Consider the following 26,811-nt stretch of genomic DNA (forward strand, 5'->3'; position numbering starts at 1 on the left):
GACCGGGGCGCCGGCCTGGTGCGGCGTGGCGGGTCCGGCGCGGTTGTCTATGCCGGTTCCCGCCGCCGCTCAATGTCTCTGTGTAGTTTTCAAGGTGCGTGGAACGTTGGTTATGCGGCGGTGGACAGGGTGGTCATGGTGCGGCGGGCATGCGATCTCAGGTGCGCCGGTTCAGGTTCATCCGGGCGGTGGGGCGGGATGAACCAGGGGTGGCGGTCAGCGCCGAGGTAGACCTGCCAGCCACCGTGGTGGATCGCGGTGTGGTGCAGTCGACACAGCAGCACGCCGTTGTCGATGCTGGTGGTGCCGCCGCTGGCCCAGGGTTGGATGTGGTGGGCATCGCACCAGGACACCGGCCTGCCGCAGCCGGGGTGCGCGCACCCACCGTCCCGTACCGCCAACCCTTTACGTATGGCGGGTGTGAACAATCGTTCGGCGCGCCCCACGTCGAGTGGGACGCCGGCGGCATCGATGGTCACCGCGGTCAGAGTGCTGTCGCACGAGACAAGCTCTGCGGTGCCTGCGGTGATGGGGCCGGTGAATCCGAGGGTGTCGACGAACCCTGTTGCGGCGGGCCGGATCAGGGTGACGTGCGGCAGCACACCACCGCTCATCGGGCGCTGCGAGCTCGACAGATAGGTGCGCATGATCTGTCCGAACGCATCCGCGCGGCGCCGCCCGACCGGGCGTGGGTCCGGGGACCCGTCCGGCAGCGGTATCGGCCGGCACAACGGGTCCAGTGCGGCCAACAGTTCCTCCGCGGTGAGCGCGTCGAGATCCAAGCTTGCCGCGACCCGGCCGTCCTCGGTCTGCACCACCGTCATGTCGTTGAGGTCGGCGTTCTCGGCGACCGGCACCGTGCCCTCGTCCTGCGGCGATGTGGCGGCCTGCGCGATGGCGATCTCGCGGGCCTTCTCGGCCACCTGCGATGGCGTGGTCTGAATCATCAGCGTCGTCACGACGCTCGCCCGCTCCTCATCGGACAGTTCGGCCCGGGCGTTGATGTGGGCGACGCCGCGTCCGACGGCGTCGGCGAATTCGATGCCGATCCCACCGAGACGCTGCTGCTGGGTCAGCGCCGGCAAGGTGTGCGCGGCCCGCCCCACCCGCGCGGCCCGGTACGCCGCCCCCGGCGCCACACCCAGGGCGGTGAGCAGATCGGCCCCCGAACCCAGGTGCTTACGCGCCGGAATCCCGGCCCGCTCAGCCGCCGCAACCGCCTGGGCGATCACATGGTCCAGCAGGTTGCGGGCCACCACCGCAGCGGCCATCACCGCCAGCAGAGGCTGTTCATCGAGGACCCGGCGCGGGCAGTCCAGCAGATGAAACAGTGTGCGATTCTCCTCCCGCACAGGCGAGGGGGTGAGGTCATCGATGAGCGCGTCAATGAAGGTGTCGAGATGGGTGGCGTCCATGTGGATACCGGCTTTCACAGAAGGTGCCCAAAGGGCACGATCAGTCACAACGGTTCGCACAGTCCCGTGGGGACCATCGAACCTCTCGGCGACCGGAGTCGCGGTCTGTGCTCACCGGGTGATGATGGGAGCAACTACGCATTCGAACTTGTGTTCGATATTACGCCGAATCAAGGACCCGCGCAAGAGAAATTCTGCCGACCTCGGAGACAGTTCGGCTGGTTTACCCCAGCTGGTGATCCGCGTCGGCGAGCACGCCGGTGCGCTTCCAGTACTCCACCGACCCGAACGGACTCAGCACGTAGACGCCGCCGTCGGGCGACTTGTACCAGGAGTGTTCGATCGACGGATGGCCCCACATCAGGGTGGCCACCTCGTCCTGGAGCTCACGGTTGTAGCGCGCGTAGGCCTCGGCGGTGGGTTCGATGGTGCGCTTGCCCCGTTCGATCACCGTCCGCAGCGCCGCACCGATGTAGCGCATCTGGCATTCCAGCATGAAGATCACGCTGCCGGCGTGGGCGAGCCCGGTACCCGGCCCGGCCATCATGAAGAAGTTCGGGAATCCGTTCACCGAAATACCGTTGAAGGCACCGGGTTTACCGTCCCAGACCGCGGATATCGGCACCCCATCGCGGCCGATCACCTCCATCGGGCAGAGCACCTCAGAGGCGCGGAAACCGGTGGCCAGCACGATGACGTCAACCTCATGGCGGCCTTCTGCGGTGTTGATCGAGGTCCCGTCGATACCGGTGATCGGATCGTTGACGAACGTCACATGCTCGCGCCGCAAGCAGCGCAGCCAGCTTCCGTTGTCCTGCAGCATGCGTTTGGCCATCGGCGGATAGTCCGGGGTGACCTTGGCGGCGAGGTCAGGGATGTCGCCGACCTGATCCTCGATCCACTTCACGAAAAACTCGCGGCGGGCGGCGCTGGCCTCGTTCGCGGTGCGCGGGAAATCGTGCCAATCCGGGTCCGCACGAACCAGTTCCAGCATCTTGTCGCTGGACTGCCACATCAGCATGAAGCGGTACCAGCGAGAGTACCCCGGCAGGTGACGCATCGCCCAGCGCTCACCGTCGGTGACGCTCGCGTGATAGCGCGGGTTGGGCGCCATCCACTGCGGCGTCCGCTGGAACACCACCAGATGATCGACCTCCTCGACGATGGCGGGGCCGATCTGGAATCCGCTGGCGCCGGCTCCGATGAGGGCGACCCGTTTGCCGCGCAGGTCCACCGCGTGATCCCACTGCGCCGAGTGAAAGGCCGGGCCCGCAAAGCTTTCCAGCCCGGGCAGATCCGGGATGAGCGGGCGGTTGAGGAAACCGACGCCGGAGATGATCGCCGAGGCGCGCCGGTGTTCTGTCGACCCGTCGGCGCCGCGCAGCGTCACCGTCCACTGGCCACTCTGATCATCCCACTGTGCGTGGGTCGCTTCCCGCCCCCAGGTCACCTGCGCATCGATCTGATGGTCCTTCATCACCGAGCGGAAATAGTCGTAGAGCTCGGGCTGGCGGGTGTAGTAGGCGCTGAAATCGCCGACGTGCTCGAAGGAATACGAGTAGAAGTGGCTCGCCACGTCCACCCGGCAGCCCGGATAGCTGTTCTCGAACCAGGTCCCACCGACATCGGGGTTCTTGTCGACGACCTCGAACGGAATTCCGGCCTCCTGCAAACGGATCGCCGCCAGCAGACCGGAGGCGCCGAAACCGACGATGAGCACCGAGAAGCCCGGTGGCGGCGTCAACCCACCCGGGGCGATGGCACGTGGGTTCCGGCCATCGAGGTCCATCTCCTCGATGTAGAGCGCCGCGTTGTCATCGGGCACCGGTTCGCACGCAATCCAGTCCATCACCTCACGGATCAGTTCGGTGCCGATCGGCGGTGTGGGTGGGCACCCGGCGTCCCGCCAGGCGCAGATGGCCTCGAGCGCGAAGAGGCGTAGCTGCGACTTGCTCGGCTCGTCGAGCTGGCCCTGAAATTCGTTCTGCACGAACTGGACCGGCCGAATCGACCCGCGGATGAAGGACGGGTCACCGGTGATCTGGACGACCGAGGCGATCAGTGCCGGGACCGACAACTGCTCGAGCGCGGCGGCGATGGTCGCGTCGTCGACGCCGTCGATCGGTTCCGTGCCGAGGTGCCGCACATTCATCGCACGTGCGCGGGTAGCCGTTTGATGCCGTGCACGAAGCTGCTGTACAACAGATCGGGCTCCCCCAGTTCGATGGTGGTGAGCCGGGTCAGCAATTCGCGGAAGATGTTCCGCAGCTCGCTCTTGGCCAGCTGGTTACCCAGGCAGAAGTGCGGGCCGCCCGCGCCGAAGCCCACCTGCGGGTTGGGTGAGCGGCTCAGGTCGAACTTCTGCGGTTCGGCGAACACGCTCTCGTCGCGGTTGGCCGAACAGTAGAACAGGCCAACCTTGTCCCCCGCGTTGATCCGCTGGCCCGCGACCTCGACATCCTGGGTGGCGAACCGCGCGAACTGCAGCACCGGGGTGGACCAGCGCACGAACTCCTCGGTGGCCATCCCGATCCGGGCGTCGAAATCCTCCATCAGCCAGTCTCTTTGGTCCGGATTGGCCGCCAGCGCCAGCATGGCATGGGTAGTCGACTGTTTGGTGGTGTCATTGCCCGCCGAGGCCAGCAGGATGAGGAACGCGCCGATCTCCTCATCGGTGAGGCGATGCCCGTCCACCTCGGCGTTGACGATGCTGGTCATCAGATCGTCGCCCGGGTTGGCGCGCCGGAACTTGGCCAGTTCCACGCCGGTACCCGAGATCAGCATGATCTCGTTGATGGTGGCCATCGCCCGCTCTTCCAGCGTGGAGAATTCGTCATCGCTCATGCTGAACAGCTTCTCGGCCGCCTTGGCCAGGGCCGGTTGGTCGGCCGTCGGTACCCCGAGCATGTCCGAGATCGTCCGCATCGGCAGCTGCGCCGAACAGGCCTCGACGAAGTCGATGTCACCGGCGCCGATGAGGTCGTCGACGATGGCGACGGCGTTGGCGTGGATCTGTTCCTCGATCCGGCGCACATTGCGCGGTGTGAAAGCCGAACTGATCAGTCGCCGATAGGTGGTGTGCTGCGGTGGATCCATGCCCAGGAAGAAGGTCGCGAACTTCTGCACCTCGGCGGGCATCGGATCGAGCGCCACCCCCTGTGCCGAGGTGAACAGATCCGGGTTCTGGCTGGCGAATTGGAGGTCGGCGCGCCGGGTCAGCGCCCAGAACCCCGGCTCTTCGATGTCGAACAGTGTCGGCAACGGCGGATGCCAACTGATCCCGTCGAGGGCCCGCAACTCGGCGAAGGTCCGGTCGCGGATATCAAACGGCTGACTCCAGAAGTCGTGTGAAGTGATGTCGAACGGGCTGTATTCGCGTGCCTGTGGCGTGCTGGCAACTGTCACGGATATTTCCTCCTCCAGCGCGTGCGACGTCGACGCCGCGACAGATTCAGCGTGACAGTTCGACAATAGTTTGTAAAGCTACGGCGATGACCGGTGGGACGCCACCTGAGCCCGCCCACGCCACGCGGCGAGGGTGAAGAATGGGAACGGTGACCGACTCCCTCGAAGAGCAGGCCGCCCTCGGCAGCGGCGCCACCTTCTGGACCACCAAGGCGGTGGGCGACGTCCCGTCCATACTGCTGACCGACGGCCCGCACGGGGTCCGCAGACAGGCCGGGAGCACCGGTGATCACCTGGGCCTGGGCCGTAGCGAACCGGCCACCTGTTTCCCGCCGGCGGTCGGGCTCAGCCAGACCTGGGATCCCGAGCTCGTCGAACGTGTCGGCGCCGCACTGGGTGCCGAAAGCCGGGCCCTGGGCGTGCGGGTGCTGCTCGGCCCCGGCGTCAACCTCAAACGGGATCCGCGGTGCGGGCGCAATTTCGAGTACTTCTCCGAAGACCCGCTGATCGCCGGGGCGCTCGGTGCGGCGTGGGTACGCGGCGTGCAGGGTCAGGGCGTGGGCGCCTCGCTGAAGCACTTCGCCGTCAACAACGCCGAAGACGACCGGATGCGATCGAGCTCGGATGTGGATGAGCGGACACTGCGTGAGCTGTACCTGCGTGCCTTCGAGCACGTCGTCACCGCGGCCCGGCCCTGGACGGTGATGTGCGCCTACAACCGGATCAACGGGGTGTACGCCGCCGAGAACACGTGGCTGTTGAGCACGGTGCTGCGCGAGGAGTGGGGTTTCGACGGCGCTGTCGTCAGCGACTGGGGCGCCGTCAGAGACCGGGTCGCCGCAGTGGCCGCGGGCCTCGATCTGGAGATGCCTGGCGGCAACGGGGCGAGCGACGCCGACGTCGTCGCCGCCGTCGAGGCCGGCACCCTGGACGCGACGGTGGTGGCCCGCGCCGCCGACCGAGTGGCCACCCTTGCCGCCCGGGTCACCGAAAACTGCAGTAGCACAGCACGCTTCGATGTGGATGCGCACCACGATCTGGCCAGGGAAGCCGCCGCCCGCTCGATCGTGCTGCTGCAGAACAAGGACAACCTGTTGCCGCTCACACCGTCCGCGCTCGCGGTCATCGGCGGGTTCGCCGTGAGGCCCCGCTATCAGGGCGGTGGCAGCTCCCATGTCACTGCGACCCGGGTCGACGTGCCACTGGAGGAGATCCGCCGCTACGCCGGTGGCCATCAGGTCACCTACTCCGAGGGTCTGACCGCCGACACCCTCGCAGCGGCCGCCGATGCCGATGCCGCGGTGGTGTTCCTCGGGTTGGCGGCCGAGGACGAATCCGAGGGCTTCGACCGCACTCACATCGACCTGCCCGCCGACCAGCTGCAGCTGCTGTCCGCGGTGGTGCAGGTGCAGCCACGGACGGTCGTCGTGCTGGCACACGGCGGGGTGGTGGCCCTCGACGGGGTGGCCGGCCTGGCCCCGGCGATCCTGGACGGCGCCCTGCTCGGACAGGGCGGCGGGCGCGGGATCGCCGACGTCCTGTTCGGCGCGGTCAACCCGTCGGGGCGTCTCGCCGAGACGGTGCCGGTGCGACTGCAGGACAGCCCGGCCTATCTCAACTTTCCCGGCGAGGACGGCCACATCCTCTACGGGGAACGGGTATTCGTCGGATACCGCTGGTACGACGCCCGTGCGGCGGCGGTCACGTTCCCGTTCGGGCACGGGCTGTCCTACACCCGATTCGACTACACCGACCTGGTCGTGGTTTCCGGCACCGAGGACCTGACGGTGCGGGTGTCGGTGGCGAACACCGGCGACCGCGTGGGCCGCGAGGTGGTTCAGGTCTACGCCGGGCTGCCGGCGTCACGGGTATCGCGCCCGCCGCGGTGGCTGGCCGGTTTTGCCGGGATCACCGTGGCACCCGGCGCGCTCGCCGACGTCGAGATCCGTGTTCCCCGTGACGAACTCGGCTACTGGGATGTGCAGGCCGGGCGGCGGCTGGTCGAGGCCGGTGAGTACACGGTGTCGGTCGGCGCGTCGAGCCGTGATCTGCGTCTGCACACCGACGTGACCGTCGACGCAGACGTTGCCCCGGCCGTCACCTTCACCGTCGATTCCACACTCGGCGAGTTGCTCGGCGACCCGGTGGCCGCCCCGATCGTGGCGGCTGCGCTGGCAAGCGCGGTGCCCGAAGGCGCGGCGGGTTCCGCACTGGGCACCGACATGCTGCGCATGCTCGGGTCCATCCCGGTCGGGCGGATGGTGTCGTTCAGCGGTGGCGCGGTCAGCCGGGCACAGCTGACCGAATTGCTCGATGAGGTGAACCGTCAGCGGTCCTGAGTGCCGCCGAGTTCGGCGAGGATCTGTTCGGTGTGCTCACCGAGTTCGGGCGCCGGACCGCGCGGACGCCACGGCGTGGCCGAGAAGTCGGCGGGGCTGGCCACCATCGGCGTGCTCGAATCCCCTCGGGCACATCAACGATGCCCCGGCGGCGTGGAACTGTTCGTCGGCGACCACGTCGTCGAGCGAATTGATCGGTGACCAGAAGAAGTCTGGTTCACCCGCGAACACCTGCTCCCATTCCGGCAGTGTCCTGGTCGCGAAGAGGCTGTCGAGTTCGGCGATGATGTCTCGGGCATGGGTGAACCGGTCCCGTGGCGTCGGATACCGGGTCAGCCACTCCGCACGCCCGACCGACCGGCACAACGCCGGCCAGTGCCGTGCCACGTCGAGGCCGACGATCCAGAATCGCCTGCCGTCACCGGCGGTGTAGTTGTTCATGCACGGGTTACCCATTGCCTCCCGCTGGCCGATGGCCACCTGCTGGCCGGACATCAGCAGGGTGTTGAGATCGAAACTCACCGTGTAGGCACCCTGGCGGTATAGCGAGGTGGTCACCAGTTGCCCTGTACCGGTGCGGGTTCTGGCCAGCAGCGCGGCGCACACCGCCGCCGCCAGCGTCATCCCCGCGGAGTGATCTCCCATGCCGCCGCGCTGAAAAGGTGGGGTGTCCCCGGGCCTGGTCAGCAGGTCGGCGATCCCGGCCCGCGCCCAGAAGGCGGCCACGTCGTAGGCGGCCCGGTCCGCATCGGGGCCTTCGGTGCCATACCCGGTGATGAGCCCATACACCAGCCGGGGGTTGTGCGCGGCCGCCGAACTGAAATCCAGGCCCAATCGGGCCAGCGCGGCCGGACGGATGTTGGTCAGGAAAACGTCTGCGCCGGTGATCAATTCGACGGCGGTCCGCCTGCCGTTGGGGGTTCCGAGATCGAGCACGATGCTGCGCTTGGACCTGTTGTCCATCTGAAAGGGCGGATTGGACGCGCTACCGAGGTCGCTGTCGAGCCCCATCATCCGACCGAATGAGCGGGCCGGATCACCGGTGGGCGGTTCGATCTTGATGACATCGGCACCCCAGTCGGCCAGGATCGCCCCCGCCGCCGGCGCCGCCACCCAGACACCGAGCTCGACGACCCGGAACCCCTCCATCGGTCCAGACATGGGAATCCCTTCAATAAGCTTTACAATATTGATTTGATTTGTAAGCTTGCACGATGCCTCCGCAGGTCAGCAGCATCGCCCCGGTGTTCGGTCTGGCTGCGCATCTCGGGCGCGGGATGCAACGTATCGCAACCGACGCCATATTCGGGCGGGCGCGCGCAATCCCCCGCCACATCGGCGGTCTGGACGCGGCCTATCTGTCGGGCCTGCTCGGGCGCAGCGTCACCTCGGTGTCACTGCTCGACGGCGACGCCGGCACCTCGTCGCGGGCCCGGCTGGCCCTGACCGGTACCGACGTGCCCGGCTCGGTCTTCGTCAAGATGCCCGCCGAGACCGCAGCCACCCGAATGATGGGCGAACTCGGACGGCTCGCCGACACCGAGGTGCGGTTCTATCGGGAGCTGTCCGGCCAACTCGGCGATGTGCCCGTCTGCCACGGCGCGGCCCTCGACCCCGTCACCGGGCGGTTCGTGCTGGTATTGGAGGATCTGGCGGCCGACGGGCAGCCGGCCTGTGAATTCCCCGACACTCTGCACCCACTGGACCCGGACCGCGCGGCGCTCATCGTGGAACTGCTGGCACGGGTGCACGCCACCTTCTGGCGACGACTGGACCCCTACCCGTGGGTCTACACGGCATCGGGCGATGCGACGTCGCTGCTGACCGGGTCACTGGCCAACGCCGCGGCCCGCCGGCTGGAGGGCAAGACCGCGATCCCGGTGCGCACGGGTCAGTTCATCAATGACAACTACCGGGCGGTGGCCACCCTGATCGACCGGGGTCCGCACACCATCATGCACGGCGACGCACATCCGGGAAATGTCTACTTCCGCAACGGAAAAGCCGGACTACTCGACTGGCAAGCGGTGCGCCGCGGGCATCCGTCCCGGGAACTGTCCTACACCTTGATCACCAGCATGACCACCGACGCTCGGGTAGGAAATCAGCGCGAACTGCTGGACGTGTACCGCGGTGCCCTGCACGCCGCGGGTGGGCCCGAGATGGACCGCGACGAACTGTGGCAGCGGTACCGCCAAGCGGCGCTCTACGCCTATGTGGCCACCGTGATCACCGCCGGGATGGGCGGGATGCAGGACGAGGGCATCGCCCTGGAGGGCCTCGGCCGGGCGGTGTGCGCGCTGGAGGAACTCGACACGGTTTACGCGCTGAAGGCCTCTTTGTGATGGCACAACCACTACCATCGGTACCGTGAACAAGCCCCTTTCCGCGCACGCCGACGCCGCCGAGGACACCTCGACGCGGCGCCGGATTCTGGCCGCGACGGCTGAGGTGCTCGGACGCAGCGGGCAGACGAAGCTGAGTCTGTCCGAGGTGGCGCTACAGGCCGGGGTGTCCCGGCCTACGCTGTACCGCTGGTTCGCCTCCAAAGAGGAACTGCTCGGCGCGTTCGGCGTCTACGAGCGCGAGATGTTCGACACCGGGATCAGTACGGCGACCGCCGGCCTGCGTGGCACCGAAAAGCTGGACGCCGCACTGCGATTCATCGTCGAGTACCAGCAGTCCTACTCCGGGGTCCGGGTCGTCGACATCGAACCCGAGGTCGTCATCGCCCAGTTGACCCACGTGATACCGGTGATGCGGGCACGGCTGCTCAAACTGCTCTCCGGGGCCAATGCCCAGGTGAAGGCGTCCACCGCGATCCGGGTGGCGATCTCGCACTACATCGTCCGCAGCGATGACGAGGGAGATTTCCTCGCACAGCTGCGGCACGCCGTCGGCATCAAGTAGCCGATTCGGCCCAAGGGGCTGACACTGCCGCGCCGATTTGTAATGCTGAGCAGATGACCAGCGTGCAGAGTGACACAGGAGTCCTGGCCGGCGAACAGCGCATGCTCATCGACGGGGAGCTTCAGCTCACCGCCAGCGGAGCGCTGTTCGATGTGATCCACCCGGCCGACGAGCAGGTGGCCGGTCAGGCCACCGACGGCACCACCGACGATATGGCGCGTGCCGTCGCCGCGGCCCGGCGCGCCTTCGACGACACCGACTGGAGCCGCGACCTCGACTTCCGCCACCACTGTCTCACCCAGTTGCACGAGGCGTTGGAACGCAACAAAGAACATCTGCGCCGGGTGCTCATCACCGAGGTGGGCTGCCCGGTCAAGGTCACCGGCAGCCAGATCGAGAGCCCCATCGAGGAAGTCAAGCATTGGGCCGAGCACGGCAAGAACTTCGAGTATCTGGCCGACAACGGCGTGCACGACACCCCGCTCGGGCCCGCCCGGCGCAAGATCCACTATGAGGCGGTCGGCGTCGTCGGCGCCATCACCCCGTGGAACGTGCCGTTCTATCTCAACATCGCCGAGACCGTGCCCGCCCTGATGGCGGGCAACACGGTGGTGCTCAAACCCGCGCAGCTCACCCCGTGGTCGGGCAGCGAGTACGGCCGCATCGTGGCCGAGGAGACCGACATCCCGCCCGGCGTATTCAACGTGGTGACCTCCGATGCCAATGCGGTGGGCGCCGCGCTGGCGGCCGACCCGCGGGTGGACATGATCACCTTCACCGGATCGACGGCGACCGGCCGGGCGATCCTGGCCGCCGGTGCGCCGACGGTGAAGAAGACGCTGCTGGAACTCGGCGGCAAGAGCGCCCACATCGTGCTCGACGATGCCGATTTCACCATGGCCCTGCCGATGGCCGCGTTGATGGCCTGCGTGATGAGTGGCCAGTCCTGCATCCTGCCGTCCCGGATCCTGTTGCCGCGCAGCCGCTATGACGAGGGCATCGAGATCATGAAGAACATGATGGAGAACTTCCCGGTCGGCGATCCGTGGGATCCGGCCAACATGCAGGGCCCGCAGATCAGCGAGACCCAGCGACAGAAGGTGCTCGGCCTGGTCAAGAACGCCGTCGAATCCGGGGCGCGCCTGGTCACCGGCGGCGGTGTGCCGGAGAAGCTACCGGTGGGCTACTACACCCAGGCCACCCTGCTCGCCGATGTCGACCCCGACAGCCAGATCGCCCAGGAGGAGGTCTTCGGGCCGGTGCTGGCCGTCATCCCCTACGAGGGCGACGACGAAGCCGTCGCGATCGCCAACAACTCCATCTACGGACTTTCCGGGGAGGTCAGCGGCGGCGATCTGGACCGGGCGTTCGCGGTGGCCACCCGGATGCGCACCGGCAACGTCACGATCAACGGCAAGAGCCACTTCGGTATCGACAGCCCGTTCGGCGGCACCAAGCAGAGTGGTCTGGGCTACCGCAACGGCGCGGAGGGCTACCGGGAATACCTGGCCGCCAAAACCATCGGCATGCCCGAATAGTGTCGGTCACCGACGCACTGGAGATCGAGGCCCTGCTGAGCCGGTATTGCCGCGCGGTCGATTCCAAGGACTGGGTGTCCTACCGTGAGTTGTTCACCGATGACGCGTGGGTCGACTACTCGGCGGCCGGACTCATCGTCGGAACCGTGGCGGACGCGGTCGAGTTTCTGGGACGCCGTCAGCAGTCGATATCGGTGGGTATGCACTACGTCACCAATATCGAGAGCACCGTCGAGCACGATCGCTCGCAGACAGTTGCCATGTGGTTCAACGCCGTTCAGTTACCGGGATCGGATGAGATCAGCTACTTTGCCGGCCGCTGGCATGACGATCTGGTGCGCACGCCGGCGGGCTGGCGCATCCGCAATCTGCGGCTGGAGGTGGCCAGATGAGCTGGGCGGACGATCAACTGGAGATCCGGGCGCTGCTGGCCCGCTACGCCCGCGGGGTGGACACCAAGGACTGGGAGCTCTACCGCTCGGTCTTCACCGCGGACGCCCATATCGACTACACCTCGGCGGGTGCCATTGCGGGTGACCGGGATGAGGTGATCGATTGGCTCTCAGCGGGTTTCGCGACGATTCCGTGGAGCATGCACTACATCACCAACATCGAGGCCGATATCGACGGCGATGCTGCGACGGCGCGGGCCATGTTCTACAACCCGATGATGCTACCCGGGATGTCGACCCAGAGCGCGTGCGGTGGGTACTACCACCACGAACTGGTGCGCACCGCCGACGGTTGGCGCAGCCGGAGCCTGCGCGAGGAGAACGTCTGGTTCAGCAACCCGCCGGCACCCTGAGGGATCAGCCCTCGGCCGCCAACTGCCCGCAGGCCGCGGCGATCTCGCGGCCGCGGGTGTCGCGCACCGTGCAGGAGACGCCCTTGGCGATGACCCGTTTCACGAACTCGCGCTCGACGGGTTTGGGGCTGGCGTCCCATTCACTGCCCGGTGTCGGGTTCAGCGGGATGAGGTTGACGTGCACCAACGGACCCAGCTTGCTGTGCAGCTTCTTGCCGAGCAGGTCCGCGCGCCACGGCTGGTCGTTCACATCGCGGATCAACGCATACTCGATGGACACCCGCCGGCCGGTGCTGTCGGCGTAGTAGCGCGCCGCGTCGAGCACCTCGTCGACGCTCCAGCGGTTGTTCACCGGCACCAGGGTGTCGCGTAGTTCGTCGTCGGGGGTGTGCAGCGACACCGCCAGCGTCACGCCAAGCCGCTCGTCGGCCAGCTTGCGGATCGCCGGCGCCAACCCGACGGTGGACACCGTGACGGAGCGGGCGCTGATCCCGAAACCCTCCGGCGGCGGGGCGATGATGCGCTTGACGGCGGCGAGCACGCGGTTGTAATTGGCCAGCGGCTCTCCCATACCCATGAAGACGATGTTGGAGAGCCTGCCGTCATGCTCGGCGCGCATGGTCGCCGAGGCGGCCCGGACCTGCTCAAGGATCTCGGCGGTGGACAGGTTGCGCTGCAGCCCGCCCTGGCCGGTCGCGCAGAACGGGCAGGCCATCCCGCAGCCGGCCTGTGACGAGATGCACACGGTGTTGCGCTGCGGATAGCGCATCAGCACCGACTCGAAGGTGCTGCCGTCGACCGCACGCCACAACGTCTTCCGGGTCTCCCCGGCGTCGCACTGAATCTGCTTGGCGGGCTCGATCAGGGTCGGGAACAGTGCTCCGGCGACCTGCTCACGCACCGCGGCGGGCAGATCGGTCATCTCATGCGGGTCGGCGATGAGCCGCCCGTAGTACTGGTTGGCCAGCTGTTTCGCCCGGAACTTGGGCAGGCCCAGCTCGGCAACGGCGGCCACCCGGCCGTCGGCATCGAGGTCGGCGAGATGCCGCGGCGGCAGAGCGCGTCGCGGGGGATCGAAAACAAGCGGAAGCGAGATGGCCATGATGTTCGTCCAGTATCTCACCGCGGACGGTGAGGCCACGAATCTTGCCGGGGATCGACTCACCGCAAGGCAGTTTCTCCCCCTCAACAACCGCGTAACTCAGTCGAGGTGATGCTGCGGACCGCACACGAAAGCTCGCGCCGGCTTCTCGGTAACAACCGGTCACCGCAACGTCAACGGTGACGTCGAAGGCGCGGTTTTAGTGTCAAGGGGTGCGCTCGCAGGCCGATATCATCGAAAGGAAACTCTTGCTCAACTCTTCGAAGGGGGACATTCGATGAGCGTGGAGGGCCTGCGGGTCGATCCGACAGAGGTTTTGATCGCCGCCGACCATGTCGACGTCGCCGCTGACAACTTGCGCGCGGACCATGGCTCTGCGCATTCCCGTATCGGCGCCGCCCAGCCCGGATGGATCGGCTCTAGTGCGGCCGCGCTGACCGCATCCGCCGCGAAGTGGGAGGAAGATTCCACCCGGCACTACAGCGAGTTGGTCGGTCATGTCGAGGCACTGAGGTCCGCCGCATCCATGTATACGGGTACCGACTCTCAGGAAAAGGCGGCCATCGACACAGCCGCATCCGGTCTCGACTCAATGGGTTTGTAATCGTTGACAACGACGCTGGCTGATATTGGCCGCTGGGACCCGGAGCAGATCGATGAAGTGTCTGAGGCGGCATCCCAGCGTGCGCGGAGCAGCGGCCAAACTGCCGAGACCCTGCGAAACCTCTCGGTGTTTCAGACATGGCAGGGCGAGTCGGGCGAGGCCGCGCAGCGCGCGATCGAGCAGTCGGCCGCGAAGCTGACAGTCTCTCAGCAGGAGGCCATTCTGGTCTCGCTCGGCGCGCAGAAATCCGCCCAGGACGTACGCGCAGTCAAGAACGAGCTGCAGAGCCTCCTTGACTACGCGGCCGCGGCTCCACACGTCCAGATCGACCTGGCCACCAATTCGGTGATCCCGCCCGACACCACCGGGTGGACTCAGGAAGAAGTAGACGCACTGGTCACCAAGACCGCCGAGGTCGAAAACAAGATGACGGCCGTACTCGCTGCCGCCGAAGAAGCCGACGCCGACCTGGCGCGGGTGCTGGCTGCGGCGACCGGCGGCGATCCGGAGCTACCCGGCGAGCAGGGCACCAACGATGGGCAGTCGCTTCAGGACGGGCGGCTCACCCCGGAGGAAATGGCGCGTTTGGAGGAAAACACCAACCTCACGCCCGAGCAGCAAGAAGCTTTGATGCGCGGTGAGCTGGTGTTGCCCACAAGCCAGATGGAATACCTGAACAACCTGTCGCGATCGCTGGATGGCAAGAGCCCAGCCGAGATTCGCTCGATGATTGATCAGATGAACGCCAACGGCCAGAACGGCGGCGCCGTCACCGACGCGCTCCAGCTGCTGGGCAACGAGAACATCAGCACGGCAGGCGAGCCCGGGGAGGGCGTGCCCACCCAAGGCGGCATGCAGAACCTGCCATCGGGCATTCGAGAGACGTTCGAGCGCCCGACGCGCGGTCCCGCCGTTCCGACGCAGGGCACCAACGAGCAAGGCAACCCGACAATCAACATGCCCGACATGGAGAAACCGTTCCCCGAGATCGACAACTACCGCGACGTCGCGGCGATCGTGTCGGCAGGAGATCCCGCGCTGCAGCAGGGCACCGCGATAGACGCGGCGCTCCTCGACAAGTCGGAGGAGATCCTGCACGGTCTGCACAATCCTCCCCACATCCCGTGGGAGGGCAATGCTGACATGACACAGCGACTGATCGACCCGGCCGTGCAGGACATGCTGTCCGCCGCGGGACGCGACCAGATGGCCGTGCACACCGAGCTCACAGGCGCCGACGGGATGACACCCAACGGCGCGTTCATCGAAGACCTGTTCACCCATCAGTGGGCAGACGACGGCGCCGCGGCTGGCACGCTACTCAACGGCACCGGCGCAATACCAACCGACCTGACCGACCCCACGCAGATGGACCAGGCCCTCCGCGCTGGGCAAATCATGCATGCGGTCGACTCCTATGTCGGCGGCGAGAACACGCCGAAGTTGCTTGACATCCCCGGCACTGACGGGCAGTCGGTCGGCCAGGTCAACCCCGAGCTCACCCAGGCACTCGCGGAGGCCAACAAGCCCTACATCGACGACATGCTCGGCAATTCCCTGGACAGCAGCCAAGGTTTTCTCCCATTGGATGACATGAAGAACCCGGAGATGCCGGTCATGCGGGATCTGTTCGCCGTGATCGACAGCAATGCGGACGCCGCGACCACCCTGAACAGCCAGGCCTATCTCAACGGCCTGCAGTACCAAGCCAACTTTGAACAGTCCATCATCGACGGCGGCACGGTCAACACCGGCGATCTGCAATCAGCGGGCACGTTACGCGGCGTCATCGATTCCGCGGCCAACATCGCCGACAATGACGCCATCGAGTACGGCAACCTGCAGGACGTGAGGGCCTACGAAAGCCGCGGACAATGGTTCGATGTCGCCAAGACCCTCGGTGGGGAGATCCCCGGCGTCTCAACACTGTTGGAGTGGAACGACAAGATGCCTGTCGACCCCCTGCACCAGATCTTCGTCGGCGATGCACCCGTGGGCGCCGACCCCACCTACATCGCCCAGCAGAGTTCCGAGATGATGCAATACGCCGTGGCCCAGCGATTGATCGACGCCAACCTGGGCGACCCGGCCGTCTTCCAGGAGTTCGGCCTGATCGACCCCGAGACCAACCAACTCAAGCCGATGAAGCAGGACGACTTTGGCGACTTTCGCTCGGCGTTCACGGATTACTTCATGGGAATCGACCCGACGGTGAAGGTCGGTATCGAGGACTACGAGGACGCGTACCGGGACGCGCTGCCCACTCCGACAGGGCACACGGGAGGATAAGGACGTGTTGTCGACGATCCGGTGGTGCGCGGTCGTACTGCTGGCAGCCCTGGGGCTGTCGGGGTGCCAAGGTGACGAGGCTCCGCCCGCGCCGACCTTCGCGAACTGGCCGCAAAGTCTGGCCGACTTCCGCTTCCGCTGGGCCGCGGAGCCAGGCATCGAATTGGTGTCGGGCCCGGCGGTGCCCTTGCGCGCGTATTTGGAGTCCTATCGGATCGGGCAACTGACTGGCGATATCGGCGACACCTACCCGGGCTTCGATCGGGCAGTGCCCGAATTGCCCGCGCCAAAGCCTGATCCCCCCGCCCAGTTGGAGGCCGTCCGACCGGTACCCGGCGTCGAGCGATTCGGTCCGCCGGGGCCGTTCTACGGCAACGAGTTCTTCCACATTCTCGAGATCACGCCGGTCGAGGATGGTTACCGCGCCTACGTGTGCGACGGCCTGTACAAGGTCTTTCGCGAGGGCGACGAGCGGGGAACGTACGTGTCCGTCGTCAAATATGCCGCGAGCCACACGGGCCTCAACGACGTCAACGGCATGAAGGTGTGGCGGGTCGAGTTCACCGACGCCCCGCCGACCGCCGATGCGCCTGCGATGGTGGCCGGCGAACAACGTGGGCCGAATCCCGCACCCGCCGGAGACGTGTTCGGTCCGTGGCGCGTCACCGGCGCCAGCGACATCGCCTGGGGAACGAACATGGACCTCGAGTACACCTCCGACGAACAGGTCGACGGCGCTCAACGGCTCTCGCAGTGCTCCGATCTGCTGCCGCACTGGCGCACTGAGCGCGACGCGAACATCAAGGCCTCGCTCGACACACCACCGTCCGCCGAGCCCGCATCACCGGGCTGGCCCGACAGCACCAGGTAGCTCAATCTCGGATCAGGTGAGCACCGTCAGCACGATCCAGGTGGCCACCGCGGACGGCAGCACCGAATCGAGCCGGTCCATCAGACCGCCGTGCCCGGGCAGCAGCGTGCCCATGTCCTTGATGCCGAGGTCACGCTTGACCTGAGACTCGACGAGATCGCCGAGAGTGCCGGTGACGACCAGCATGATCCCCAGCGGGATACCCACCCAGGCCGGCTGGTCGAGCAGGTACTGCACCGTGAGCACCGATACCGCGATGCCCAGCACCAGCGAGCCGACCAGCCCTTCCCAGGACTTCTTGGGGCTGATCGCCGGCACCATGGGGTGCTTACCGAACAGCACGCCCGCGGCGTACCCGCCGATATCGGAGGCCACCACGCCCAGCATCAGGCAGAACACCCGCCCGGCGCCGTCCTCGGGGTAGATCAGCAGGGCACCGAAGGCGCCGAACAGCGGGATCCAGGCGGCCAGGAAGATCGTCACCGCGACGTCGCGCAGATAGTTGGTGGGTGCGGCGCTCAGGCCCCCGCTGACCAGCCGCCAGATCAGGCACAGCACCACGGTCGCGCCGAACGCGCCCAGCGCGCCGGTGGCGCCGTAGGGCCAAGTCAGCCAGACGATCGCCTGCCCGCCGATCAGCAGCGGGATCACCGGGATGGAGAATCCGCCATCCCGCAGACGGCGCACCACCTCGTGGGTGGCGACGGCCATCGCCGCGGCGACGACACCCACCCAGACCAGCGGTGCGAACAGCAGAATGGCGATGAGGGATCCGCCGAGGAGGGCGCCGACGACGATGGCGGCCGGCAGGTCGCGACCTGCGCGCGACGTTTTCTTCGGCGGTTCGGGGTCTACCACTGGACTGCCCTGCTGAAAGGTCATCAGACCTCCAACAGCTCGCCTTCTTTGTGTTTGACCAGCTCGTCGATCTGGGTTGTGTACTGCCCGGTGCTCTTGTCCAGATCTTTCTCGGCGCGCCCGACCTCGTCCTCGCCGGCCTCGCCGTCCTTCTTGATCCGGGCCAGTTCCTCCATCGCCTTGCGGCGGATGTTGCGGATCGAGACCTTCGCGTCCTCACCCTTGGACTTCGCCTGCTTGACCAGCTCGCGGCGGCGTTCCTCGGTGAGCTGCGGCACCGAGATCCGGATGACGTTGCCGTCGTTGGACGGGTTGACGCCGAGGTCCGAGTTGCGGATGGCGTCCTCGATCGGCTTGAGCTGGCTGGCCTCGTAGGGCTTGATGACGACCAGACGCGCCTCGGGGACATTGATGCTGGAGAGCTGGGTGATCGGCGTCGGGGAACCGTAGTACTCGATGTTCAGCCGGGAGAACATGCCCGGGTTGGCCCGGCCGGTGCGGATCGACGACAGGTCGTCGCGCGCCACCGTCACCGCCTTCTCCATCTTCTCTTCAGCGTCGAAGAGGGTTTCGTCGATCACGGTGTCTCCTTGTCCGTGGTGACCAGTGTTCCGATCTTCTCACCTGCAACCGCTCGCGCGATATTTCCGTCGGTGAGGAGATTGAACACGAGGATCGGCATGCCGTTGTCCATACAGAGGCTGAAAGCGGTGGAATCGGCGACCTGCAGTCCCCGATCGATCACCTCGCGGTGGGTGATCGCGGTCAGCAGCGTGGCATCGGGGTTCTTGCGGGGGTCGTCGGTGAACACCCCGTCGACGGCCTTGGCCATCAGCACCACCTCGGCTCCGATCTCCAGGGCGCGTTGTGCGGCGGTGGTGTCGGTGGAGAAGTAGGGCAGTCCCATGCCGGCGCCGAAGATGACGACGCGGCCCTTCTCCAGATGCCGTCGGGCGCGCAGCGGGATGTACGGTTCGGCGACCTGCCCCATGGTGATGGCGGTCTGCACGCGGGTGTCGATACCTTCCTTCTGCAGGAAGTCCTGCAGCGCAAGGCTGTTCATGACGGTACCGAGCATGCCCATGTAGTCGCTGCGGGTGCGTTCCATCCCCCGCTGCTGCAGCTGGGCGCCGCGGAAGAAGTTACCGCCGCCGATGACGACGGCCACCTGGGCGCCGGCACGCACGACATCGGCGATCTGCCGGGCCACCAGGGCCACGACATCGGGGTCGAGGCCCACCTGCCCGCCACCGAACATCTCGCCGCCGAGCTTCAGCAGCACACGCGAATACGCGGGCCGGATGACTCCGGGGCCGGCCTTGTCTGGCTCCGCCATCAGACTCCTTGCTGTCCCGACACAGAATCGCCACCCAGGCGAATCCGCACGGACGGCGTCACCAATCCTGCCTCATGACGGCGCCCCCGCCACGTTCGGGTGGCGGGGGCGCCGTCATGAGGTGGGATCAGCCCAGGTGCGCAGCCAGCAACCACGCCCCGACCGACCTGCGGCCATTGCCCTCATCGCGGATGTCGTTGCCGGCGAAAACGCCGGCGTTGACCACCTCGTCGGGCAGATTGGCGTGAATGCGGGCGGCCCGGATCTCGTCGATCTGCCAGTACCTGCCGACCACGTCACGCAGTTCATCGGCGGTCACCGCGTTGATCGGGCCGCCGGCGGGTACCGCCGCGGCGTCGAAGACCAACACGAAATAGGCGGCTCCGGGAGCGGCCGCGCGCACGATCGACTGCTGATACCCCTCGCGCAGTTCCACCGGCATGGAGTGAAAAAGGGTGCTGTCGATGATGGTGCCGAACCGCCCGTCATACCCGGTGAAGGCGCTGATATCGGCCACCTCGAAGGTGACGTTGTCCAGGCCACGCCTGGCGGCCTCGGCCCGGGCCAACTCGATCGCGGTCGGTGACATGTCCAGGCCCACCGCGGCGAAACCCCGCTCGGCCAGCGTCAACGCGGTCGCGGCCTCGCCGCACCCGGCGTCGAGGACATCGCCGTGCACCTTTCCCGCGTCGATCAGTGCGGCGATCTCGGGTTGTGGCGCGCCGATGCTCCACGGCGGACGGACGCCCTCGAACTCCGGAGCGTCGCCGCGGTAGGCGGATTCGAACGTGTCGTCTGTGCTCATGGTTCCGGTATATCAATCTAGTTGATATGTGTCAATATGATTGACATGGCTGAGCACCCGCACGATCAGCCGCTCGGCTATCTCCTGCACCGGGTGGCACAGACACTGCGTACCGAGGTCACCACCACGGTGCTGGAGCCACTGGAATTGGGCTTCCCGCAATACATCTGCATGCGGATACTGTCCAAGGCGCCGGGCCGCTCCAATGCCGAACTGGCCCGTGATCTCGCGGTCTCGCCGCAGGCGATGAACATGGTGCTGCGCGGGTTGCAGAGCCGCGGGCTGGTCTCGCGGCCGACGAGCGTCTCATCCGGGCGGGCGCTGCCCGCGCAGTTGACCCGCGAAGGCCTTGCGCTGCTCAAGCGCACCGACGAGGGCGTGCGCGCGGCAGAGCTCCGCGTGCTCGGGCATGTCAGTGACGGCGACCGGGATGCACTCAAACGCATCCTGGCCGCCGTCGGCACAGACTGACGAGCGCTGGACGATCTAATGCCCGTGGCACGCCTTCGGCGGTGACGGCGGCAGGTCCAGCGCCGGGTTGCCGTCGAAGAAGCCGATCGGCTTGAGGTGGAAACCGGTGTACGCGCACGGCATCACCGGCCAGTCCTCCGGCCGCACGATGTGATGCGCCCCCAGGGTGTACCAGAGCACCACGTCACTGTCCTCCAGCGGCGCGTCGTCGGCGACGAACTCCGGCAGCCCCTGAACGTCGGCCGATTGGTACATGTAGTCACCGGCCGCGAACTTCTCGGCCGGGTCGTACTTCGTCACCCAGAGGTTGTGCTGCAGGAACCGGGCGCGGTCGTAGATGAAGGAGCCCTCCTGCACCATGACCGGCACGACGTCCTTGGGTACCAGCTTGTAGGCCACCGGGATTCCCAGTTCGTTCTTCTTCGACGGGTTGGTCACCTTCCAGTACCGGCCGGTCGACCAGTTCCAGTCGCGCGCACCGGCGGCCTCGGAGGCCACCAGCGTGTCCTGGGTGATCCAGGCGTTGTGGTGCGGGTTGAGCTCAGGGTCCGGCTCGGGAATCGAATCCACCTCATAGACACTGTTCCCCGCGCCGTCGACACTCATGTCGAGCCGGAAATTGAAGAAGTGCTGGTGATTCGGACCGTAGATGCCGGGAGCGACCATCTTGCCCCAGCGCGGCTGCTCACCGGATTCGACCTCGACCGCACCGGTGGTGAGGACGCCGGAGAGCTTCACCTCGACCTCGATGGAGGCATCGTTGTAGAAGTACCAGAAGAACCCGTACTCGTAGTTGCCGACGGTGCAGATCATCGAGACGACCAGCCGGCGCGACCGCCGCACCTCGACCTCACCGGTGCGGAAATCGGTGTGCTTCCAGGAGATGCCGAAATCCTCCTCGTGCATACAGATGGCATTCGGGATGGTGACCGCATTGCCGTCGGAGTCGTTCACCGTGCCGTCGAAGTAGTGGATCTCCCCGAGACAGTCGCACCCCAGGGTGAGCGGGTTGGCCGAGAAACCCATCCCGACCTCGCCCATGTCGAAGACGTTCTTGTTCCAGTGTGTGGGTGCGGTGTCGCCGTAGGGCACCACCATCTCCGACAGCGACCCCCGGTACAGGATCGGACGCGTCTGGCCGCGGTCGGTGTAGGTGACCTCGTGCAGGGTGATGCCCTCGCGCGGGTTGAACCCGATACGCAGAGACCACTTCTGCCACTGCACCTTCCACCCGTCGACGGTGAAGCTCGGCCCGTCGGGCTGGGTGATCTCGATGGGTTTGACATCATCACGGAACGCGGTGAACGCCGGCCGGTTGTTCTCGTCGAACATGAACTTCGGGTCGTAGTTACCCGCCGTCGGAGGCAGTGGCACCACGCCGTGGTCCTCGATGCCGAGCACCTCCATCTTGTCCAGGTCGAAGGTGACGATCAGCCCCTCGACCGGGCGGGCGTAGCCGTGCTCGGACGGTGCCGCCCGCATGAACGTCAGCGGACGGCAGATCAGTGGCGAGTTGTCGTAGTGGTCCCCGGCACCGTAATAGCCCGCAGGCCACGGATCGATCATCGCGAGGCTGAAGTCGGTGACGCCTCGTTTGCGCATCGCTTCCTGCCAGCGCGGGTCCTCCCGGACCTTCTCCTCCACCCCGGTCATGTGCTCGACGAGGTAGGACGGGAAGCGGCCCGGGATCGGCGTCCAGGAGTCGATCACCCGCGCGTCGATATCGACGACGGCCTCGTAGATCAGTTTGGCCGCGGCGTCATACATCGTCACGAACGCCTGCCGCGGAACCTGCGCGCCGGTAAAGGTCAGCTCCGCGGTCTTGGCCGGCTCCGCCAGGCTGATCATGACGAACTTCAGCGTCGGTGTCGCGTAGTCGGATTCGGAGATGATGGCGGCGGCTGCCTCGATCTCCGCCCCGCTCAGCGGGTCCAGAGGGTATCGGGTGGCATCCTCGGTGAGATCGGTAGTCAGCACCGTGCTGTCCATCGTCATTTGGCTGTGTCCTCTGCTGTCTTGGTGAGGTCGAAAACGGCCAGGTGGGCCAGTGCGTCGTCCTGGGAGACCTTCCGCGCCGAGCGGCGCCCGAAGATGTAGACGGTCAGGCCGAGGGCGAACATACCCAGGCTGATCCCGCCCACCCAGGTCATCCACGTCGCCTGCGGCACGTCGATCCAGGGCGTGACGAACGAGTAGTAGATGCCGCCGACGGTGCCGATGGAACCGACCACGGCGACCGTCCACACGCCGGCCATCCCGCCCGGAATCCGCCAGAACTTTTCGGTGGCATACCGATCGGCGTACTTCTTGCGGGCGACGATGACCGGGATCAGGAAGAAGAACCCGGACAGCAGCCACACGGTGCTCAAGCCGCCCTGCAGATAGATCGTGACGTTGGCCATGCTGCTCTGCGAGTACAGGCCGACCAGGATCAGCGAGGACAACACACCTTGAATCAGGATGGCCGACACCGGGTTCCGGGTGCGCGGGTTGAGGTGGGTGAAGATGCGCGGCAGGTGACGTTCCAGGCCCGAGACGAAGATCAGCCGCGAGTAGGCCACCTGGTAGGTCATCAACGCCACGATGATGATGAACGCCAGCACGATGGCGCAGATCTCCATCAGCCCGGGGAAACCGGCGACGTCGAGCATCCCGATCACACCGGTCACCGGATCGATCTGGTCACCGGGCAGCGCCATCATGGTGCCCAGCGTGGTCAGCAGGTAGATCGCGACCAGCGCCACCGACCCCCACAGGATCATCTTCGGGCCGCTCTTGCGCACCGAGAGGAACTCCGCGCCCATGTTGTACGGGGTCTCCACACCCAGCAGGTACAGCAGCACGGTGCCGTACAGGAAGCCGGCCACGGCGAAGTTGGGAATGGTGGCCTCGGCCCAGCTGAACGGCGTCGCCGATCCGTTGTTCACGGCGAACAGCAGTCCCGAGACGAAGATCGTCAGCGTCAGAATCCCGTAGACGACGAAGACGATGTTCATGATCTTCTGGTTGGCCGCGAGTTTGGCCAGTGCCAGACCGATCACGGTCCACAGGATCACCAACTGCAGGATGATGCTGGTGGTCAACCCGAGCTCGGCGTGGAAGGCCAGCAGCAGGAACTGCAGCACGACCGCCGGTGAGGATGCGGCATTGAGGATCACCGGCACCCAGGACAGGTATCCGCCGATGAAACCCCACGTCTCGCCCATCGTCCGAGTGGCCCAGATGTACACACCACCCTGCCCCGGCCACAGGTTGCCGAGCTCCACGACCGCCATTCCCGCCGGGATCAGGAAGGTCAGGATGCCGAGGACCCACATCGGGATGGCGGTCCAGCCGCCGCCGGCCATCACCGAGGATCCGGTGATCCAGCAGATGATGAACACGTATGCGGCGGTGAGGCCGAACGTCGTCATCACCTTGGGCAGGATCTGTTCGGGGACAAGCTCGGTGGTCATGAGCTTGTCGCGGTCTGCTGACGCCGGCGCCTCTAATTCTGCAGTCATACGATCTCTCCGTCCCTCATCTGAACGACACGGCTTGCTTCTTCGGCCACTCCTGCGTCATGGGTGCTGGCGACGACGGTGACACCGAGCGTCGAGCACAGGTCGCGCAGCATGCGCACCACCGTCTCCCCCGTACGGTGGTCCAGGTTGGCCGTGGGTTCGTCGGCCAACACAAGGGTGGGGTTGCTGATCAGCGACCGCGCGATGGCGGTGCGCTGCTGTTCGCCGCCGGACATCTTCGTCGGCTGGTGGTGTATCCGGTGCCCCAGTCCGACGATCTCCAGCAGTTCGGTGGCGCGCCTGCGCAGCGCCTTGCGGTCGTAGGGCTCGAACATCAGTGGCAGTTCCACGTTTTCGACGGCCGACAGGAACGGGATCAGGTTGTAGCTCTGGAAGATGAAGCCGATGGTGTCGTGCCGCAGCGCGGCAAACTGGCTCTCGCTGAGCTGGGCGGTGTCCTGGCCGGCCACCGTCACCGAGCCCTTGGTCGGCCGGTCCAGCCCACCCATGATGTTCAGCAGGGTGGACTTGCCACTGCCGCTGGGCCCCATCAGGCAGACGAATTCGCCCGGCATGACCCGGAGTTCAACGGCGATGAGGGCCTTGACCACCTCATCGCCGAGCTTGTGCAGCTTCCAGACGTCGGAGATGTCGACGACGGGAGCCGGTGTCACCGATGCGGCGACCTTGACGGGAGTCTCATCGATGGCGGTCATGGCTATCCTCCGCTGCTCAGTGATCGGATCGGTGGCCGCGATGCGGCATTCCAGGTGGGGATGATGCTGGTCGCGACGGCCGCGACGATGCTGACCACGACCCCGATGGCCGCGCCGAGCGCGAGTCCGCCGCCGTCGACACCGCCGGGTGCGAGGCCGGTGACGTCGAGAGCGATGCCGGTGAGTACGGCCAGCCCCGCCCCACCCACGGCGCCCACCACCGCGGCCACCACCGGCTCCACGAGCAGGGCGGCCACCACCGGTAGTCGTGGGATACCGTTGGCGCCAAGGACTCCGAGCTCACGGGTGCGGTTGGCGACGGTGCGGGTGGTGGCCACCGCCACCTCGACAACACCGACCAGCAGGACCGTCACCGCGATCAGCACCACCGCCGCGCCGATCTCATCGGCGTTACCGAGTGCGGCGGACTGTGCACCGATACCGTCGGACATCCCGAACACGATGACCACCAGGAAGGCTCCGGTCGCGGTGGTGACGGCGGGCAGGATCATCTCGCGCAGCCGGCGTCGCGCCGACAGCCAGCCGTAGGTGAGTCCGTACTTCATCGGCCCCCCAGCAGGTCGACGGGCCGCTGCTGCAGCAACCGGTGCACGGGGACCAACGCTCCGACGATCGCCATCGCGGGGATGAACGCCGCAACCATCCCCGCGGCCTGCCCCCACGCGGTGAGCGTCGCGATCTGCGGGATCACCAGCGCAACAGCCACTCCCGCGCCCAGCACGCCGACGAGATAGGCGGCCAGGAAGGTGATACCGGATTCGACGAGGAAGAAGTACAGCACCTCGTCGGCCAGTCCGATGCTGCTCATGATGCCGAACTCCCGTTTGCGTTCGGCCACCGCCGCCAGGAAGGAGGACACCGCGATGACGAAACCCAGGATCAGGCCGATGGTCGAGATCACCCCGAGGGTGGAGCTGGTGACCTTGCCGGAGAACAGCGCCGAGAACTTCTGCTCGAAGGTCAGCGGCCCCGCTCCGCCCACCGTGTCGTAGATCAGTCCGGGGCCGGTGGCCTCGGGCTGCACGGACGGGTCCGCCGTGGCGGGCAGACCGGTGGCGGTCCCGAACTCGCTCGCGAGGTCGCGACGGTGTTCCTGCCCGGTCGGTGCGCCGACCGTCCACCACCCGTTCTCGCCGACGACTGAGCGGGCCAGATCTGTTGACACGGTGATGGATTGGCCACTGCCGGTGATCTCGGCGAGCAGTGGCTGCCCACCGATGTCGAGGGTCTCCCCCGGTGCGATGCCGAGCCGGTCGGCGAGACCCGCGCCGACGACGGCCTGCCCGCCGGGGACCCCGTCGGCGCCGCGCAGGGACACCGTGGCACCGTCGAGGGTGGTGGTGCCCGACAGCGTCCGTGTCGTGGTCCAGCCCTGGGGCGCGGAGAAGGTGGGCGCGGCCCCGTCGGCGACCAGTGCCTGAGCGTCGGGGTCATAGTGCACGCCGCCGGCAGGCACCACCCACAGCTGGGCGTCGCCGAGCACGTCGGTGACCGAATCTTCGCCGGTGATGGCGAAACTCGCCGAGATGGTGCGCACGACGGTGACACAGGCGATCGCCAGGGCGATGCCGAGGACGGCTAGCACAAAGCGTTCAGGACGCCGCCGGATGTTCGCGACCGCGAATCGGACAAGGCACCCGAAGGTGTTTCCCGATGTGCGGGCGATCTCCGGTGACCGAACGATTGTGGGTGCGAGGGGCTCCACGAGGACGATGGTGGGCGCGCCGTGTTTCATCGAACGCGATTCGCGGTATCGGTGGAGTTACGCGAATCCTCGTGCGATTACAACAAGGTGACCCCCTCGCAACGGATTTCGTCGCCGA

General features: G+C 66.5%; 23 protein-coding genes and 1 pseudogene. 10 read left to right on the forward strand and 14 right to left on the reverse strand.

The annotated features are described in order from the left end of the window. Positions 1-110: 110 nt before the first annotated feature. From EXE63_RS03355 to EXE63_RS03365, 3 genes are all read right to left on the reverse strand, one after another. Complete coding sequence (locus tag EXE63_RS03355) at positions 111-1,415, reverse strand: HNH endonuclease signature motif containing protein (protein WP_168140797.1); 1,305 nt, start codon at positions 1,413-1,415, stop codon at positions 111-113. Between the two features lie 223 nt (positions 1,416-1,638). Continuing rightward, positions 1,639-3,567: a flavin-containing monooxygenase gene (locus tag EXE63_RS03360; RefSeq protein WP_168140798.1), complete on the reverse strand. Its 1,929-nt coding sequence runs from the start codon at positions 3,565-3,567 to the stop codon at positions 1,639-1,641. Continuing rightward, positions 3,564-4,820: a cytochrome P450 gene (locus tag EXE63_RS03365; protein WP_168140799.1), complete on the reverse strand. Its 1,257-nt coding sequence runs from the start codon at positions 4,818-4,820 to the stop codon at positions 3,564-3,566. Before EXE63_RS03365 ends, EXE63_RS03360 begins: the two co-directional genes overlap by 4 nt. Before the next feature lie 140 nt (positions 4,821-4,960). Between EXE63_RS03365 and EXE63_RS03370 the strand changes: the two genes are divergently transcribed. After that, a complete protein-coding gene (locus EXE63_RS03370; protein WP_168140800.1) occupies positions 4,961-7,159 on the forward strand; it encodes a glycoside hydrolase family 3 C-terminal domain-containing protein in 2,199 nt (732 codons plus the stop codon). Here EXE63_RS03370 and EXE63_RS03375 read toward each other — a convergent pair. Continuing rightward, a pseudogene (locus tag EXE63_RS03375) lies at positions 7,147-8,320 on the reverse strand (CaiB/BaiF CoA transferase family protein). The gene EXE63_RS03370 and the pseudogene EXE63_RS03375 sit on opposite strands and share 13 nt — an antisense overlap. A 53-nt stretch (positions 8,321-8,373) precedes the next feature. On the opposite strand from EXE63_RS03375, the gene EXE63_RS03380 reads away from it, so the two are divergent. From EXE63_RS03380 to EXE63_RS03400, 5 genes are read left to right on the forward strand one after another with little or no spacing between them, the layout of a single operon-like run. Further along, complete coding sequence (locus EXE63_RS03380) at positions 8,374-9,504, forward strand: phosphotransferase (RefSeq protein ID WP_168140801.1); 1,131 nt, start codon at positions 8,374-8,376, stop codon at positions 9,502-9,504. A gap of 25 nt (positions 9,505-9,529) precedes the next feature. Beyond that, on the forward strand, positions 9,530-10,069 hold the full coding sequence (locus tag EXE63_RS03385) for a TetR/AcrR family transcriptional regulator (protein ID WP_105366563.1): 540 nt from the start codon (positions 9,530-9,532) through the stop codon (positions 10,067-10,069). A 53-nt stretch (positions 10,070-10,122) separates the two neighbouring features. Next, positions 10,123-11,607, forward strand: coding sequence for an aldehyde dehydrogenase family protein (locus tag EXE63_RS03390; RefSeq protein ID WP_168140802.1), 1,485 nt, complete (start codon positions 10,123-10,125; stop codon positions 11,605-11,607). Then, entirely contained in the window at positions 11,607-11,999 is a 393-nt protein-coding gene (locus EXE63_RS03395; RefSeq protein ID WP_234904354.1) for a nuclear transport factor 2 family protein, read from the forward strand. Before EXE63_RS03390 ends, EXE63_RS03395 begins: the two co-directional genes overlap by 1 nt. After that, positions 11,996-12,412 carry a nuclear transport factor 2 family protein gene (locus tag EXE63_RS03400; protein WP_168140803.1) on the forward strand — a complete coding sequence of 139 codons (417 nt, stop codon included), beginning with the start codon at positions 11,996-11,998 and terminating at the stop codon, positions 12,410-12,412. The genes EXE63_RS03395 and EXE63_RS03400 overlap by 4 nt, the downstream gene beginning before the upstream one ends. Positions 12,413-12,416: 4 nt before the next feature. Here the strand turns inward: EXE63_RS03400 and rlmN are convergent, their stop codons facing one another. Further along, positions 12,417-13,514 carry a dual-specificity RNA methyltransferase RlmN gene (gene rlmN, locus EXE63_RS03405; protein ID WP_168140804.1) on the reverse strand — a complete coding sequence of 366 codons (1,098 nt, stop codon included), beginning with the start codon at positions 13,512-13,514 and terminating at the stop codon, positions 12,417-12,419. A gap of 277 nt (positions 13,515-13,791) precedes the next feature. Here rlmN and EXE63_RS03410 point away from each other — a divergent pair, with 277 nt between their 5' ends. Genes EXE63_RS03410 through EXE63_RS03420 form a run of 3 tightly spaced genes read left to right on the forward strand, consistent with a single transcriptional unit; the run spans position 13,792 to position 17,278 of the window. Beyond that, the gene (locus EXE63_RS03410) at positions 13,792-14,118 is read left to right on the forward strand and encodes a WXG100 family type VII secretion target (RefSeq protein WP_168140805.1); all 327 of its coding nucleotides are present in this window, start codon (positions 13,792-13,794) and stop codon (positions 14,116-14,118) included. 3 nt (positions 14,119-14,121) lie between these two features. Beyond that, entirely contained in the window at positions 14,122-16,407 is a 2,286-nt protein-coding gene (locus EXE63_RS03415) for a TPR repeat domain-containing protein (RefSeq protein ID WP_168140806.1), read from the forward strand. Positions 16,408-16,411: 4 nt separating this feature from the next. Further along, positions 16,412-17,278: a hypothetical protein gene (locus EXE63_RS03420; protein WP_168140807.1), complete on the forward strand. Its 867-nt coding sequence runs from the start codon at positions 16,412-16,414 to the stop codon at positions 17,276-17,278. Positions 17,279-17,290: 12 nt separating this feature from the next. On the opposite strand, the gene EXE63_RS03425 is transcribed toward EXE63_RS03420, so the two are convergent. The 4 genes from EXE63_RS03425 to EXE63_RS03440 all read right to left on the reverse strand — a co-directional run bounded on the left by EXE63_RS03425 (position 17,291) and on the right by EXE63_RS03440 (position 20,277). Further along, positions 17,291-18,160 (reverse strand): phosphatidate cytidylyltransferase, encoded by an 870-nt coding sequence (locus tag EXE63_RS03425; protein WP_168140808.1) that lies wholly within the window; start codon positions 18,158-18,160, stop codon positions 17,291-17,293. Beyond that, positions 18,160-18,717, reverse strand: coding sequence for a ribosome recycling factor (gene frr / locus EXE63_RS03430; protein ID WP_057168055.1), 558 nt, complete (start codon positions 18,715-18,717; stop codon positions 18,160-18,162). Before frr ends, EXE63_RS03425 begins: the two co-directional genes overlap by 1 nt. After that, positions 18,714-19,472: a UMP kinase gene (pyrH, locus tag EXE63_RS03435; protein WP_105366558.1), complete on the reverse strand. Its 759-nt coding sequence runs from the start codon at positions 19,470-19,472 to the stop codon at positions 18,714-18,716. Before pyrH ends, frr begins: the two co-directional genes overlap by 4 nt. A gap of 127 nt (positions 19,473-19,599) precedes the next feature. Next, positions 19,600-20,277, reverse strand: a complete 678-nt coding sequence (locus EXE63_RS03440) for a class I SAM-dependent methyltransferase (RefSeq protein ID WP_168140809.1) — start codon at positions 20,275-20,277, stop codon at positions 19,600-19,602. 36 nt (positions 20,278-20,313) lie between these two features. On the opposite strand from EXE63_RS03440, the gene EXE63_RS03445 reads away from it, so the two are divergent. After that, positions 20,314-20,748: a MarR family winged helix-turn-helix transcriptional regulator gene (locus tag EXE63_RS03445; RefSeq protein WP_168140810.1), complete on the forward strand. Its 435-nt coding sequence runs from the start codon at positions 20,314-20,316 to the stop codon at positions 20,746-20,748. 15 nt (positions 20,749-20,763) lie between these two features. Here the strand turns inward: EXE63_RS03445 and EXE63_RS03450 are convergent, their stop codons facing one another. The 5 genes from EXE63_RS03450 to EXE63_RS03470 are packed head-to-tail and all read right to left on the reverse strand — an operon-like array spanning position 20,764 to position 26,723. Beyond that, positions 20,764-22,743, reverse strand: coding sequence for a primary-amine oxidase (locus EXE63_RS03450; protein WP_168140811.1), 1,980 nt, complete (start codon positions 22,741-22,743; stop codon positions 20,764-20,766). Then, positions 22,740-24,251, reverse strand: a complete 1,512-nt coding sequence (locus EXE63_RS03455; protein ID WP_168140812.1) for an APC family permease — start codon at positions 24,249-24,251, stop codon at positions 22,740-22,742. The genes EXE63_RS03450 and EXE63_RS03455 overlap by 4 nt, the downstream gene beginning before the upstream one ends. Next, positions 24,248-24,967 (reverse strand): ABC transporter ATP-binding protein, encoded by a 720-nt coding sequence (locus EXE63_RS03460; RefSeq protein ID WP_168140813.1) that lies wholly within the window; start codon positions 24,965-24,967, stop codon positions 24,248-24,250. Before EXE63_RS03460 ends, EXE63_RS03455 begins: the two co-directional genes overlap by 4 nt. A gap of 2 nt (positions 24,968-24,969) precedes the next feature. Beyond that, a complete protein-coding gene (locus tag EXE63_RS03465) occupies positions 24,970-25,533 on the reverse strand; it encodes an FtsX-like permease family protein (RefSeq protein WP_168140814.1) in 564 nt (187 codons plus the stop codon). Next, positions 25,530-26,723 (reverse strand): ABC transporter permease, encoded by a 1,194-nt coding sequence (locus tag EXE63_RS03470; RefSeq protein ID WP_168140815.1) that lies wholly within the window; start codon positions 26,721-26,723, stop codon positions 25,530-25,532. Before EXE63_RS03470 ends, EXE63_RS03465 begins: the two co-directional genes overlap by 4 nt. Positions 26,724-26,811 lie beyond the last annotated feature (88 nt).

Source organism: Mycolicibacterium frederiksbergense (assembly GCF_012223425.1).
GTDB lineage: Bacteria > Actinomycetota > Actinomycetes > Mycobacteriales > Mycobacteriaceae > Mycobacterium > Mycobacterium frederiksbergense.